Genomic DNA, 14,686 nt, shown 5'->3' with positions numbered 1-14,686 from the left:
CCGATTCCTAATCTGTCAGAAATTCTTGAAAGCGATGCAGAGCCACATCGCGCTGGTGGTGATGATCGCAGCCAGAGGGACAGCGATCGCCCACATTTTATTCGTCTGCAGCTCATATCCCGCGCCGGCATCCAGCACGAAATGGCGCAGGCCGGAATACATATGCTCGAAAAAGGCAAAGCTCATGCCGACGAGAATGATATATCCGAGATACATCCAGTTGAACCAGCTCAGATAATATGCGTAGCTTTCCGGACCGGCAGCGATCGCATAGAGCCACCATATCAGCAGCGGTACGCCGACAAGAGCCATCCCGTCACCGGTTACCCGGTGGAGAATGGAAACCAGCATATGCGGCCCCCATTTATACACCTGCAGGTGCGGTGAAAGCGGTCTGTTCGATGCTGAACCTGATACGCCGTCCATTGTCTTCCCCTGAACAATCTCCCCGGACCTGGCCGGAGTCTTTGAAATCGAACCATTCCCTTAGCGAAAAGCGCGTATCATGCAAACCGGATGAACATGATTTAGACATTTTATTGGTGCGAAATCATATGACGGCGAGGCAAAGCAGGAAATCTGCATCTTCCATGGACGAGAGCGCCGGGTGGTTCTAATCAATCGGGCATGAGCAAAGCAAAAACACATATACTGGTAACGGGAGCCAGCCGCGGAATTGGCAAGGCCATCGTCGAATCGCTTGAACAGGACAATGTCGTTGTCATCGGACAAAGCACGACAGGCAAGAACGGCCTGATCGCGGCTGATTTTTCTCGGGAAGGCGCGGCAACCGAACTGTGGCAACAGTCCCTTGAAAGGTTCGACGGTCGTATCGACGTACTGATCAACAATGCCGGGCTGTTTGAACCCAATCCGATCGAGAGCGATGACTGGCTGGAAAGCTGGAATCGAACCATGACAATCAATCTCACCTCCTCAGCCGAACTGTGCCGCCTCGCCGTGCTGCATTTTCAGGCGCGCGATGAGCCGGGCCGGATCGTCAATATCGCCAGCCGCGCCGCCTATCGCGGCGACAGCCCCGACCACTGGCATTATGCGGCATCGAAAGCCGGCATGGTGGCGATGACCAAAACGATAGCGCGCGCCTATGCCAGGGACGAAGTTCTGGCCTTCGCGATCTGCCCCGGCTTCACCATGACCGGCATGGCCGAAGAATATCTGGCAAGCCGCGGCGGCGACAAATTGCTCGCCGACATTCCTTTGGGGCGGGTAGCCCAGCCGAAAGAAATCGCATCCATCGCCCGCTATTGCGCCCTCGATGCCCCGCCCAGCATGACCGGCGCGGTGCTCGACGCCAATGGCGCAAGTTTCGTTCGATGATCGCCCGCGAACTGCTCGATACCGCGCCCATCCCCGGCGGCGGCGAACTCCGCCTGTTCCGCCGGGAGCTCAAGGGTGCGGATGAATATTCGATCATGCTGGGACGCATCGAACTGATGAACAGTCGGCTCAGCGGATCGGAGGAGGCGCTGGCCACCCTCGCCTGCGAACGCCTGGAGGTGAAAAACCCGCGCCTGTTGATTGGCGGCTACGGCATGGGATTTACCTTGCGCGCCGCCCTGTCGGTCTTGCCGCCGCAAGCGCATGTCGAAGTGGCCGAGCTAATTCCCGCCATCGTCAAATGGGCGCGCGGACCAATGGCGGATCTGTCGCAAAAATGTCTCGACGACAGCCGCGTCAAAGTGACGGTCGGCGACGTGTGCGATATCATAGCGAGGGCCGACCGCGAATATGACGCCATTTTACTGGATGTCGACAATGGTCCCGATGGCCTGACCCACGAAGCCAACGACCGGCTTTACAGCATGGCCGGTCTGGCGACGGCGAAAAAGGCACTGCGGTCCAACGGCATCCTGGCGATATGGTCGAGCGAGGGGGACAGCAAGTTCACCTCGCGCCTGCACAAATCCGGCTTTACCGTCGATGTCAAAACCGTCCCTGCGCGGAGCAATGGCAAAGGGGCCAAACATACAATCTGGCTGGCACAGAACGGATAGATACTCGGCGCTGGCAAAAGGCGGCAAGCTCCGCTAACGGCTGACCATGCTTAATTTCAGCAATATAACCGTGCGCCTCGGCGGCACTGTGATCCTCGACGGTGCCACTGCAGCGCTACCGCCCGGTGCCCGTGTCGGCATGATCGGCCGCAATGGTGCCGGCAAGTCGACGCTGATGAAGGTGATCGCCGGAATACTCGAGCCCGATGACGGCAGCGTTGACCTACCCAAGGACGCCAGAATGGGCTATATTGCGCAGGAAGCGCCCGCCGGACAGGACAGCCCGCTCGACACGGTACTCGCCGCAGATACCGAGCGCGCGGCATTGCTGGAGGAGGCAGAAACCGCCTCCGACCCACACCGGATCGGCGAAATCCATGAGCGGCTCAATATGATTGAGGCGCATAGCGCCCCGGCGCGGGCGGCGAAGATTCTGATCGGACTGGGCTTTGACGAAGCCGCCCAGCAACAGCCGATGGACAGTTTTTCGGGCGGCTGGCGAATGCGCGTGGCGCTGGCGGCCTTGCTATTCTCGCAACCGGAAATGCTGCTGCTTGACGAGCCGTCCAACCACCTCGATCTCGAAGCCACCCTGTGGCTGGAAAATTTCCTGACCAGCTATCAGGCGACGATATTGGTGATCAGCCATGAGCGTGATCTGCTCAACAATGTGGTCGATCATATCCTCCATCTGCAGCACGGCACGACCACGCTCTATCCGGGCGGCTATGACGCGTTCGAGAAACAGCGAGCCGAGCGTCAGGCACAGCAGGCATCCGCCCGTGAAAAGCAGATTGCCGAGCGCGAGAAATTGCAATCTTTCGTTTCCCGCTGGGGTGCCAAGGCGCATAGCGCAAAGCAGGCGCAGAGCCGCGTCAAAGCGCTGGCCCGAATGGAGCCAATTGCCGCGGCGATCGATGATCCCTCGCTCAGTTTCCATTTTCCCAGTCCGGCAGAGCTCAAGCCACCGCTGATCACGCTGGATGATGCGGCTGTCGGCTATGGTGACAATATCATATTATCCGGACTGAATATGCGGCTTGATCCCGATGACAGGACGGCGCTGCTTGGCCGGAACGGGAACGGCAAGACCACCCTTGCCCGGCTCCTCGCCAGCCAGCTCGAACCGAAAAAAGGCGCGATCAACAAGTCTGGCAAGCTGACGGTCGGCTATTTCACCCAATATCAGGTCGAGGAGCTGGATACGTCCGACACACCGCTGGAGCATATGACGCGACTGATGAAGGACGCGAAACCGGGAGCCGTGCGTGCGCAGCTCGGTCGTTTCGGCTTTTCCGGTGACAAGGCGACGATCAAGGTCGGCAAGCTGTCCGGCGGCGAACGCGCGCGGCTGGCGCTGGCAATGATCACCCGCGATGCGCCGCATCTGCTGATCCTTGATGAGCCGACCAACCATCTCGACGTCGATGCGCGCGAGGCGCTGGTCCATGCGCTGAACGAATATAGCGGTGCCGTCATCCTAGTCAGCCATGATCGCCATATGCTCGAACTGACCGCCGACCGCCTGGTGATGGTGGATAGCGGCAAGGCCGAGGAATTTGCGGGTACGCTCAAGGATTATACCGATTTCGTGCTCGGAAAGAACCAGCAAGGATCGTCGACCGGCAAAGCAAGTGGCGGCAACCGCAAGGAAGAGCGACGCCTTGCCGCCGAACGGCGCAAGCAGCAGACCGAATTGCGCAAGTCCGTCGCCGCTGCAGAGAAGGAAATGCAAGTTCAGGGTGCAGAATTGTCGGCTATTGACCGCGCGATGTTCGATCCTGCGTCAGCAGAGCCGAAACATGCCGATCTGACGATGACCGACCTGATGAAGCTGAGAGCCGAGATTCAGGACCGGCTCGACAAAGCGGAAGCCCGCTGGATGGACGCCAGCGATCGTCTGGAACAGGAAAATGTCAATGCCTGACCGGACGCGCCGATGACCGGAACCTGGAAGGTCTCGTTGCCCTGCACCCGCGCCGAGGCACGGATATTGTCGGAAGACCAGCTGTTTATCAGTTCCAGCGATTCCACCCCGACCATTGTCGCCAGCGAAATTGACCCCAAGCATCCCGATGCCTGGATTATCGACGTCTATTGCCAAGCGGAGCCCGATCCCGAGCTGATCGACAACCTTCTGCAACTATCGCCCTCGGCGGCGAAATCCGGCGTCCAGCCGATTGTCGAAATGCTCCAGGATGAAGATTGGGTCACCCTCAGCCAGCAAGGCCTCGAACCACTCCGCGCCGGGCGCTTTCATGTTCATACGTCCAGCGACGAGCCGTCCGACAACCCCAGGCTGGCCAGCATTTGCATCGATGCCGGACAGGCTTTTGGAACCGGCCATCATGAAACCACAATGGGATGCCTGCAAAGCCTCGACCGGCTGAAGCGGACCGGCCACCGCTTTCGCAATATTGCCGACGTCGGCACCGGCACCGGGCTATTGGCCTTTGCTGCCCACCATCTCTGGCAAAGTGCCAAAATTATCGCCAGCGACATCGATCCGGTTGCGGTGACGGTGACCGGGGAGAATGCTCGCCGAAATGCGATCGCGCTGGGCAATGGCCACGGCCATATCCGGCTCGTCCAGAGCAATGGTCTTGATCATCCCGCGCTGAAGCAGCGCGCGCCCTATGATCTGATCATCGCCAATATTCTCGCAGGCCCACTGGTGGCTCTGGCACCGCAGATCGCCGGCGCATCCCGCGCTGGAACCGTGCTCATTCTCGCCGGACTGCTGACTGGCCAGAAAGCCGAGGTCGTGAGGGCCTATGTTCGCGAGGGGTTTCGTCTCCGCTACGCTCAGGTGGATAATGAATGGCCATGCCTCACATTGATCAAGACGAGAAAATATGGCTGGATTCGCAAAGCCCACAGAACAAAATCGCCGCTGGCATCGGATTATTTCGGGGAATGCTGAACCGCGCGCAGCATCGCCAAATCGTCTGCTTCAGACGACTTTCGCTTCACCGGCTTGCAACCGGGCATATTCCTGCGTTCCTCTGGTCAGCACTTCATCACCCTCGACAATCTCGGCAATCTCGATATCGGGTAGCCCGGCAATCTTGTCATATACCGGCTTGAAGTCCGTCTCCACGGTCACCCGCAGCAGCTCATCAAGGCTCGGGATAACGAAATAATTCTGCTGATAATCATCGATGCGATATTCGGTCCGCAACACCCGTTCGAGATCGAACATGATCCGGTTGGGGCTGGGATCATCGAGCGCGAAGACGCTCTCGCCGTAGCTGGAGACAATGCCCGCACCATAGATGCGCAGACCCTCGGCCTCCCGGATCAGACCAAATTCGACCGTATACCAGTAAAGCCGCGCCAGCTGTTTCAGCGTGCCATATTCCAGAGCCCGGAGCCCGCCGCGCCCGTAAGCCACCATATAATCGGCAAAGCGCTGATCCGCGAGCATCGGCACATGGCCGAAGACATCGTGAAAAATATCCGGTTCCTGCAAATAGTCGAGCTGGTCGCGCCGCCGGATGAAATTGCCCGACACAAAGCGCCGGTTCGCGAGATGGTCGAAGAACACATCGTCGGGCACCAGTCCCGGCACGGCAACAACCTGCCAGCCGGTGGCATCCATCAATATCCGGTTGAGCTCATCAAAGTCGGGGATACCCGGCTTCGAAAGATTCAATATATCAACGCCATCGAGAAACGCCTGCGCCGCCCTGCCCGGCAACATTTTGCGCTGCCGGTCGAACAATATGTCCCATGTCTCATGCTCTTCGGGCGTGTAGCTTTGCCAATCCTGATCGATCGTCCAGTCCGCATTTGCGTGGGCTGGCGGCTTGTCATAGACATGATTGTCGGGTTCAACGGAATTGAGCATGACCGCCTCTTACAGCAGAAAAGGTTTCAATGACAATAACCGTGGGCAGATGGTTGAAACATATTGGCTTTATGCTGGGCACAGCCCTCCTGCTATATCTACTCGCAGCGCTGGCCGGCAGCCTTCTGCCCGCCAATCAGAACTGGCGCAGTCCCGACCATGGCGTCGAATTATTTGTCGAAACCAATGGCCTGCACACGGGGATCATCATGCCGCTATGGAGCGATGTTTACGATTGGACGCCTTTGGTCCGTCCCGCGCATCTCACAGATCCGTCGCAATATGGCAGCCATATTCTGGTCGGCTGGGGCCACGAGGGCGTCTACCGCAACACCCGCGAATGGCGTGATCTCCGCTTCAGCGATGCACTAAGCGCAGTATTCGGCAGCAAAAACGTGCTTATCCACGTCGATCACCTGAAATATCCACAGGCTTATCCTCATTATCGCCGCCGCCTGATCGTCAGCCCGGCGGAATATCGCAAAATCGCCTCGGCCATCGCGGAGAAATTTGTTCTCGACCAACGCGGTCAAGCCCAGCCATCACCCGGCTATGGCAAGAAAGACCTGTTTTACCGGTCGCGCGGACATTATCACGCCTTCAACACGTGCAACAACTGGACCAGCGATGTCCTGCGCCAGGCAGGCATCCGCACCGGCCTGTGGACTCCGTTTCAGGGCGGCGTGATGCGCTGGGTACCGGAATCTCCAGAATAGAGGGTCATCCGGTCAGAAGCTTGGCCAGACCTGCTTCATCCCTGATGGTGACAAACCCATATCCCGGCTCAACCATCCCTCCCGCCTGCAAGCTGGCCAGAGCCTTGCCGACAGAAACACGGGAGACACCCAGCAAATCAGCCAGATCCTGCTGGCTGACGATGATCTCCGCTCCATTGCCCTGATCGCCGCATAGCTGGAGCAGCGCCTGAGCTAGTCTTTGTGCGACCGACTGGTGTCGACTGGATGCCACCAGATTGAGGGCGAATTGTACCGTCAGCGCCATCGCTTTGAGCAGCACCCGCATAACCGCCGGATCGGATTCCAGCAGACTCTGCAACTCACCATCACCAATGCGGACGAGGGTGCAGTCCGTTCCGGCGATGGCATCCACAACTCTTGGGAATTCCCCGAGAAAAGCCAAATCGCCAAACGTGTCGCCGGCACCGAGCAGCGCCAACAGGGTCAATTGTCCGTCAATACCATAGCGCCCGATTTGCACCGATCCGCTTTCGACATACCAGAATTCTTTCGCTGTATCGCCGTGTTGCTGGATCAACTGGCCTTTTTCAAACTGCCGTGCCTGCCCGCGAGCCAGCAAATCCCGCCGCACCTGATCGGGAAGCGCCGCGACAAAGCTTGTTCCGGTGCGCCTGAAACGTCCGCTCATATAAATGCCCCAAATGAAAACTTGTTAGCATTTACTGCTCTATCCCTTTGCTAGATGCTCTGCAAGCAAACCCCATGGAGAGCGATCATGCGGCCGGAAATATATGCGATCACAGTAATATTCTTTTTCTTCGGAATGATGGAAATCTTCCGCACGCAGCTATTCAACAAGCCGGAACAGACCCGCGACGACGCGCTGGTGGAAATTATTGGCTCTTTCGTCCTGCTGGTCATCACCCAGCCCTTCATCATCCTCGCCGCCCAGTTCATCCTCGCAAGCGTCGCGCCGCAATGGCAGGGCGCGCTGGCCGGCATTCCCCTGATCGCCGCCATCGCGCTGTTCCTGGTCTTTGACGACATGATGCAATATTGGTGGCACCGCCTGTCACACAGCGTGCCATTTCTCTATAATCTGCATCGCTCGCACCATAATGCCCGCTATATGAGCGTCCGCCTGGTCTACCGGAACAATATCTTCTATTATCTCACTATGCCGAGCATCTGGTTTTCCGGCGCGCTGATCTATCTCGGCCTCGGCTGGGTCTATGTCGGCTATATCATCGTCAAAATGGCGGTGATCGTCGGCGCGCACAGCGATGTCGCCTGGGATGAACCGCTCTACAAGATCAAATGGCTGTCGCCGGTCATGTGGCTGGTCGAACGCACCATCTCGACCCCATCCACCCACCACGCCCACCACGGTCGCCACAAGAGCGACGGCGTCACCAACTACAAGGGCAATTTCGGTAATCTTCTATTCTTCTGGGATGTGCTGTTCGGCACCGCTCATATCACGCGCCGCTATCCCGATAGCTATGGCGTGGAAAATCTCGCACCAGCCACTTTGGGTCAGGAACTCGCCTGGCCGATCTTTCCGGAAAACAAGGAAGGCGGCCACGGCGTAAAAGAGCTCGCAGCAATCGAAGCGAGCGCCAAAGCATAAAAGCTTGGGAGAGAGGATGGTCGCCGCAGTCGCATGGCGGCGACCATTTCAATTTGACGAAAATGGTATTCTACGGTATTGAACTAATATGCGGCATTTATTTCAATTCCGCCATCTTGGCATTATGATGCTTTTTACAGTATCTGTTTTGCTATCTGCAAACTCCGCCCAAGCCACACAAGAAAAGACCCAATCAGTGTCGCAAGACGATGAAATTTTCGTCACGGGCCCAAGAAGGCAAATGGCCGAATTCAGGAATTTGATCATCAATCATTTTCGGGTTTCTGGTGGCGGCAGGCACACTGGCCAATATCCCCGGTTCGCTCAGCCCGTATGTCCATCGGTTGCGGGCTTGGCTGAACGCCAGGTCCAGGCAATTAATGAACGAATTCGCCAAGTCGCTGACATGGCAGATATTGGGGTGGGAAAAGAAAACTGTCGCCCCAATCTGTTTGTCGCCATCGTCGAAGATGGTGGCTCCGAGATCAAGCTGTTGCGCAGCAAGAAGGGACGGTTATTTGGATCGCTCACCCATAGCGAACGAGACAGGATCGAGCAAAGCGGCGGACCGGTTTACAGTTGGAAGACGACCGAAACCATGGGCAGCGACTCCGACTATAATGCGGCCGGCGGCACATTCACTTTCATGGCTGGATCGAACGGGCCGGGCGGAGAACCGGCGCTTGGGGGAGCCCAGACCAACGGCCAAGCCACGCAAGTGAAGTCCAAAATATCCAGATCAACGATAGAAGGCATATCCTATTCCTATCTGTTGATTGATAGCAAAGCCTTGCCAGGTATTTCCGCAGCCCAACTGGCGGACTATGCGGCCATGGTTTCTCTGATTGATATCGATGTGGGGAGCGACAATCAGGTCCCGGAAGGGTCCATATTATCACTATTTTCCGAAACCGAAGATGAATCGCTCAGGCCGACCTCACTGAGCGGCGGAGATTTGCTTCTGTTACGCGGACTGTACAAGGTGCCGGCCAATGTGAAGGCATCGCTGCAACGCTCCGCGATGATCCACACGATGAGCGAGGGATTGAAGGACCCAGAGCGCATCGACCGGTGATTTGCCGACGCTAGTTGCTCGGTGCCTTGCTGCAACGCAGTGTCAGACCATATTCCTCCAGCCAGTCAGCCTCCGTCGATAGCAGCTCACGCTGGCGATCGACCGTTTCTACATCGACAAAGATCACCGGCGCGCTGCGCTGCCAGAGTTGGTTCCAGCGCTCCATGCCCAGCGTCAGGTAAAAATCCTGTTTCAACCCACCATCAAGCATGATCAAAATGGGATAGGTGCGGTCGGTCTTGTCATAGTCGGCTGGCAGCACAACATTGATGCGTCTTTCGGCCCCATGTGTTGAGACCATATAGGATGTTCCTATCGTCAGCGGCTCGGACGTGACCGCATCACTTGCATATGAAGGTGAGAGACCAAGTACGATAGAAGCCAAGAGCATCGCTAGAAATTTCAATTGCTATCCTTACCCATGTCTGTGGCACCATGGTGCGCTCCGCGAACCTGTCAGCCCGCCGCTTTCACAATCTCCGCCCAGGCCGCCTCGTCGATCACTTCAATTCCGAGACCCTCCGCCTTTTTCATTTTCGAACCCGCTCCCGGTCCGGCCACCACCAGATCGGTTTTCGCGCTCACCGAACCGGAAGCCTTGGCCCCCAGAGCCTCGGCCTGCGCCTTGGCTTCGTCGCGGCTCATCGTTTCGAGCTTGCCGGTGAAGACCACGGTCTTGCCGGCCACGGCACTGTCGCGGGTTTCAACGATATAATCCGGCGGCGAGACTTCGCTCAGCAGATCGTCCCACACGGCACGATTATGCGGTTCGTGGAAGAAATCAGCCAAGGCCTGCGCCACGGTGGGGCCAACGCCGTCAATCGACGTGATTTCCGCCCACGCTGCATCGCCTTCAGGAGTTGCGCTCCCCTCACCGTTCGTGGCGAGCGCAGTCTCCCCGTTCGTGTCGAGCGAAGTCGAGACACCTGTTCCCGCATCACCGTCTCTCGACTGCGCTCGAGACGAACGATATTCTTGTGACTGAATCGCCAGATCAGCAATTTTCTGTACTTTCTGCAGCGTCACAAAATTCTTCAGCAGATCCCGCGCGGTCACCGCACCGATATGCCTGATTCCCAGCCCGAACAGCAGCCTTGCCGCATCCGGCTGCCGCTTCTTTTCCACAGCCGCCAACAAATTATCCACAGACTTTTCCTGCCAGCCTTCGCGGGCGAGGATTTCGTCACGATGCTGGTGCAGGCGAAAAATATCGGCGGGGCTTTCGATGAAGCCGGCTTCGATAAATTCGGCAATGCTTTTTTCGCCCAGCCCGTCGATATCCAGCGCCACCCGCGAGACAAAATGCACCAGACGCTGGAACCGCTGCGCCGGGCAGATCAGGCCGCCTGTGCAGCGGACATCGACCTCGCCTTCCACGGCCACTGCTTCGCTGTCGCATATCGGGCAATGGTCGGGGAAATCATAGGCTTCGCGCGGTTCGTCGCGGGTCAGATTGTCCACCACCTGCGGAATCACATCCCCGGCCCGCTGGATCACCACCCGGTCACCGGGGCGCACGCCGAGCCGCTCGACCTCATCGCGATTATGCAATGTCACATTGGACACCACCACGCCGCCGACCGTCACCGGCTTCAGCCGCCCGACCGGCGTCAGCTTGCCCGTCCGCCCGACCTGTATATCGATGCTCTCCAGCGTCGTCTGTGCCTGTTCCGCCGGGAATTTATGCGCAATAGCCCAGCGCGGCGCCTTGGCGACGAAGCCCAGCCTTTCCTGCCAGTCGAGCCGGTCGACCTTGTAGACCACGCCGTCGATATCATAGGGCATGTCCGCCCGTTCCGTCTCGATCAGGCGATAATGGCCAAGCATCGCTTCCAGCGTCTCAAAGCGCTGCACCAGCGACGAAACCGGCACCCCCCAGCTGGCAATGGCCGACATGACGTCAGCTGCCGTTTCACCCGGCAATTCGCTATGCACGCCCCAACCGTGGGCCCAGAATTTCAGCTGCCGTTTGGCGGTGATATTCGCATCTTTCTGGCGCAAAGACCCGGCGGCGGCATTGCGCGGATTGGCAAATTGGCGGATTTTTTCCGGATCGAACTCGACACCCCTGGCCTCGGCATCGGCCCTGCCCTCGTCCATCAGCCGCTCGTTGAGCCCGGCAAAATCGGCCTTGGCCATATAGACTTCGCCGCGGATTTCGAACAGGTCGGGGATGGTATGGGAATTGCCGTTCGTGTCGAGCGAAGTCGAGACACCTGTTCCCGCCTCACCGTCTCTCGACTGCGCTCGAGACGAACGGAGAGACTGCGGAATATCCTTGATCATCCGTACATTGGCGGTAACATCCTCGCCAACTTGCCCGTCCCCGCGCGTCGCGGCGAGCACCAGCTCGCCCTTCTCGTATCGCAGCGAGCAGGACAATCCGTCAATCTTGTCCTCGGCGGTCACCGCCACCGGCGCGTCTTCCGCCAGGTTCAGAAACCGCCGCACCCGCGCCAGCCATTCGGCAATATCCTCGTCGGAAAAGCCGTTGTCGAGGCTCATCATGCGCTGTTCGTGCCTGACCTTGGCCAAGGGCGAAGCCGCCACCGCCGCGCCGATCAGCCGGTTCGGACTATCCTCCCGCACCAGATGCGGGAAAGCCTCCTCCAGCTCGTTATTCCGCCGCACCAGCGCGTCATAATCCGCATCGGAAATTTCCGGCGTGTCTTCGGCGTGGTAGAGCTTGTTATGATGCGCAATCTTGCGCGCCAGGCGCATCAGTTCGTTGGCGGCATCGGCTTCGGAGAGGTCTTTTGGTGGAGATACGGGCACTAAAAGCCCCTCCTTTTCAAAGGAGGGGTTGGGGTGGTGGAGGCACCACGCCCGGCCCACCGGTCAGGAGTCTCTTCCAATTTTCTCAACAAATCCGTCAAAACCCCGTCCATATTCCCCATCACATCCAAATTGCTAAAACGCACCGTCCGATACCCTTTGCTCCGCAACCGATCATCCCGCTTGAAATCGGCCTCCACATCATGCGTATCACCATCCACTTCAACAATCAGCTTTTTAAGCGGACAAAAGAAGTCGGCGATATAATAGTCGATCACGGCCTGTCGACGGAATTTATGGCCGGCCAATTGTGAAGCAGAAAGATGCCTCCACAAGCGTTTTTCCGGCTCAGTAGGATTACGCCGCATCTCCCTAGCACGAGCAAGCAGGGTCGCACGGTCAGTCACAATCTTAGCCCCTCCTTTTTAAAGGAGGGGTTGGGGTGGTTCGGTGCCGCTTGTCGCTGCGCGAGCGATGCTGTCGCACCGCCACCACCCCAACCCCTCCTCTGAAGAGGAGGGGCTTGAGATGACGCGTCAGTTGGTGAGCGGGATCAACTTTCAGGCGTTTTGAAATTGACTGTTCCAATTGAACTACCAATATATCGGGCGGGGTATATCTGGCGGCAAGTATTGAACGGTAATGAAGGCTGCAAACCAAAATCCTGCCAAAACAATGGCAAAAGCACCAACAACGAACCTAAATCTAAGGCTAAATCGCCGGTGCAAAAGTGAATATCCTAAGGCACCTGATAGCAACAAAATTGCTAGCCCCAAAATCATCCAGATCAAATCTGCACAATGTGCGCCACCAGTGAATTTGGACAACAAATACCAAGGGCCAATATATCGTGGGAGCGCCAAATAGGCGCCGATCAATATTGGAATTGAAGCCCAACCAACGATAAGCACAATGCGATTATCAAAATTGTTTTTGTGAGCCACTCAAACCCCCTCCAGCAACCGGTCCGCCTGCGCTCTCGCCTCATCGGTCACATCCGCCCCGGACAACATCCGCGCAATTTCCTGCCGCCGGCCTTCAATGTCCAGCGCGCTGACATCGGTGCGCGATACGGTACCGCTGCGCGACTTGTTGATCAGCATATGGGCATCGCCCTTGGAGGCGACCTGCGGGCTGTGGGTCACGACGAGCAGCTGGGCGCCCTTGGACAGGCGCGACAGGCGGTCGCCAATCGCCGAGGCGACGGCACCACCGACACCGCGGTCAATTTCGTCAAAAATGATCGATTTTGTCCCGCTTTCGTCCGCCAATGCCACTTTAAGGGCCAGAATGAACCGCGAAAGCTCCCCGCCTGACGCGATTTTGCCCAAAGGCGCCAGCGGCGCCCCCGGATTGGTCGAAATGAGAAACTCGATCCGGTCCATTCCGCTTTTATTCCAATGCTCTTCAGTCAATTCTTCGAGTAAAGTCTCAAATCTCGCGGCATCCAGCTTGAGCGGCGCCAATTCTCCGGCCACCGCCTTGTCCAGCGCCTCCGCGGCCTTGCTCCGCCGGGCGCGCAGCTTTTCCGCCGCCGCAATGTAGGATGTCTTCGCACTGGCCAAAGATGCTTCCAATCCTTCCAATGTCCTGCCGCCATCGCTGATCGCCGCCAGCCTCTTCTGCAGCTTTTCGAGCAGCGCCGAAAGCCCATCCGGCTCCACCCGATGCTTGCGCGCCAGACCCCGCAGATCGAACAGCCTGGTCTCCATATCGTCGAGCCTCTGCGGGTCAAAGCTCAGCGCCTCTGCGGCATCATTGAGCTTCTCTTCGGCTTCGCTGGCATCGATAATCGCCCGGTCCAGCGCTTCCAGCGCCTCTTTCAGCAGCCGATGATCCGCGGCAATCCGGTCAAGCCGCCGCGCCGCCGACCGCAGCGAGGCCAGCCCGCCTTCGGATCCGTCAAAGGCCGAGCGGATTGCCTCGAGATCGCCGGTCAGTTTCTCGCCCTGCATCATCGTCGCCCGTTCCAGCGCCAGTTCCTGCTCCTCGCCCGGCTGGGGCGCGAATTTGGCCAGTTCGGCGACGCTATGCTCGAGATATTCGCGGTCCTGCTCCGCCGATTCCTGATCCTGCTTTGCTTGCTCCAGCGCCGTTTTTGCAGACTGCCACGCATCATAGGCCTCGCCGACTCCACGAGCTTCAACCCCGGCGAAAGCGTCGAGCAAAGCCCGGTGTCCCCTGGGGTTGATCAACCCCCGATCATCATGCTGGCCATGGATTTCGATCAGCTGACTCCCCACCGAGCGCAACAGCGTCGCCGAACAGGGCTGGTCATTGATGAAGGCGCGACTGCCACCGTCAGCCTTGACCGATCGCTTGATGATCAGCGGCTCGCCCGGTTCGATTTCAATATCATTTTCGGCCAGCGTGCTCGCTAGCTTGCTACCCGCTATGGGTGGCATAAAACTGGCTGTAACCTGCGCTTTTTCAGTACCCTGACGAACCAGCCCGCTATCCGCTCGGTTGCCCAGCGCCAGCCCGAGACTGTCGAGCAGGATCGACTTGCCGGCGCCGGTTTCCCCGGTCAGCACGGTGAGGCCCGATCCGAACTCCAGATCGAGCGCTTCTATCAGCACAATATCGCGAATGGAAAGAGACTGCAGCACAGACCTCTCTTAAAACAGCTTTACCCTAGCT

The 14,686-nt window shown here is 58.0% G+C and carries 15 protein-coding genes; 7 read left to right on the top strand and 8 right to left on the bottom strand.

Annotated features, from left to right (window positions below; translation table 11 throughout):
• Positions 1–15 precede the first annotated feature (15 nt).
• On the bottom strand, positions 16–426 hold the full coding sequence (sdhC, locus tag ACN0WX_RS09925; RefSeq protein ID WP_417622155.1) for a succinate dehydrogenase, cytochrome b556 subunit: 411 nt from the start codon (positions 424–426) through the stop codon (positions 16–18).
• A gap of 201 nt (positions 427–627) precedes the next feature.
• Here sdhC and ACN0WX_RS09920 point away from each other — a divergent pair, with 201 nt between their 5' ends.
• The 4 genes from ACN0WX_RS09920 to ACN0WX_RS09905 are packed head-to-tail and all read left to right on the top strand — an operon-like array spanning position 628 to position 4,941.
• Positions 628–1,341, top strand: a complete 714-nt coding sequence (locus tag ACN0WX_RS09920; protein ID WP_417622154.1) for an SDR family NAD(P)-dependent oxidoreductase — start codon at positions 628–630, stop codon at positions 1,339–1,341.
• Positions 1,338–2,018, top strand: a complete 681-nt coding sequence (locus ACN0WX_RS09915; protein WP_417622153.1) for a spermidine synthase — start codon at positions 1,338–1,340, stop codon at positions 2,016–2,018. Before ACN0WX_RS09920 ends, ACN0WX_RS09915 begins: the two co-directional genes overlap by 4 nt.
• Before the next feature lie 46 nt (positions 2,019–2,064).
• A complete protein-coding gene (locus tag ACN0WX_RS09910; RefSeq protein WP_417622152.1) occupies positions 2,065–3,945 on the top strand; it encodes an ABC-F family ATP-binding cassette domain-containing protein in 1,881 nt (626 codons plus the stop codon).
• A gap of 12 nt (positions 3,946–3,957) precedes the next feature.
• Complete coding sequence (locus ACN0WX_RS09905; RefSeq protein WP_417622151.1) at positions 3,958–4,941, top strand: 50S ribosomal protein L11 methyltransferase; 984 nt, start codon at positions 3,958–3,960, stop codon at positions 4,939–4,941.
• Between the two features lie 30 nt (positions 4,942–4,971).
• Here ACN0WX_RS09905 and phhA read toward each other — a convergent pair whose 3' ends face one another.
• A complete protein-coding gene (gene phhA, locus ACN0WX_RS09900; RefSeq protein ID WP_417622150.1) occupies positions 4,972–5,868 on the bottom strand; it encodes a phenylalanine 4-monooxygenase in 897 nt (298 codons plus the stop codon).
• Between the two features lie 71 nt (positions 5,869–5,939).
• Between phhA and ACN0WX_RS09895 the strand changes: the two genes are divergently transcribed.
• Complete coding sequence (locus ACN0WX_RS09895; protein ID WP_417622149.1) at positions 5,940–6,584, top strand: TIGR02117 family protein; 645 nt, start codon at positions 5,940–5,942, stop codon at positions 6,582–6,584.
• Between the two features lie 4 nt (positions 6,585–6,588).
• Here ACN0WX_RS09895 and ACN0WX_RS09890 read toward each other — a convergent pair whose 3' ends face one another.
• Positions 6,589–7,254 (bottom strand): Crp/Fnr family transcriptional regulator, encoded by a 666-nt coding sequence (locus ACN0WX_RS09890; protein ID WP_417622148.1) that lies wholly within the window; start codon positions 7,252–7,254, stop codon positions 6,589–6,591.
• Positions 7,255–7,341: 87 nt separating this feature from the next.
• Between ACN0WX_RS09890 and ACN0WX_RS09885 the strand changes: the two genes are divergently transcribed.
• Together ACN0WX_RS09885 and ACN0WX_RS09880 are read left to right on the top strand one after the other, a co-directional pair.
• On the top strand, positions 7,342–8,196 hold the full coding sequence (locus ACN0WX_RS09885; RefSeq protein ID WP_417622147.1) for a sterol desaturase family protein: 855 nt from the start codon (positions 7,342–7,344) through the stop codon (positions 8,194–8,196).
• A gap of 406 nt (positions 8,197–8,602) precedes the next feature.
• Positions 8,603–9,271, top strand: coding sequence for a hypothetical protein (locus ACN0WX_RS09880; RefSeq protein WP_417622146.1), 669 nt, complete (start codon positions 8,603–8,605; stop codon positions 9,269–9,271).
• 10 nt (positions 9,272–9,281) lie between these two features.
• Here the strand turns inward: ACN0WX_RS09880 and ACN0WX_RS09875 are convergent, their stop codons facing one another.
• The 5 genes from ACN0WX_RS09875 to recN form a co-directional block, all read right to left on the bottom strand.
• Positions 9,282–9,572 (bottom strand): hypothetical protein, encoded by a 291-nt coding sequence (locus tag ACN0WX_RS09875; RefSeq protein ID WP_417622145.1) that lies wholly within the window; start codon positions 9,570–9,572, stop codon positions 9,282–9,284.
• Positions 9,573–9,727: 155 nt separating this feature from the next.
• Positions 9,728–11,992: an NAD-dependent DNA ligase LigA gene (gene ligA, locus ACN0WX_RS09870; RefSeq protein ID WP_417622438.1), complete on the bottom strand. Its 2,265-nt coding sequence runs from the start codon at positions 11,990–11,992 to the stop codon at positions 9,728–9,730.
• A gap of 53 nt (positions 11,993–12,045) precedes the next feature.
• Entirely contained in the window at positions 12,046–12,453 is a 408-nt protein-coding gene (locus tag ACN0WX_RS09865; RefSeq protein ID WP_417622144.1) for an endonuclease domain-containing protein, read from the bottom strand.
• A gap of 186 nt (positions 12,454–12,639) precedes the next feature.
• On the bottom strand, positions 12,640–12,990 hold the full coding sequence (locus ACN0WX_RS09860) for a hypothetical protein (protein WP_417622143.1): 351 nt from the start codon (positions 12,988–12,990) through the stop codon (positions 12,640–12,642).
• Positions 12,991–14,655: a DNA repair protein RecN gene (recN, locus tag ACN0WX_RS09855; protein WP_417622142.1), complete on the bottom strand. Its 1,665-nt coding sequence runs from the start codon at positions 14,653–14,655 to the stop codon at positions 12,991–12,993.
• Positions 14,656–14,686: the final 31 nt, after the last annotated feature.

Source organism: Parasphingorhabdus sp. (genome assembly GCF_048269915.1).
Classification (GTDB): Bacteria; Pseudomonadota; Alphaproteobacteria; order Sphingomonadales; family Sphingomonadaceae; genus Parasphingorhabdus.
Note: the sequence above shows the minus strand (reverse complement) of the source record. Positions and strands in the feature narration are given on the sequence as shown.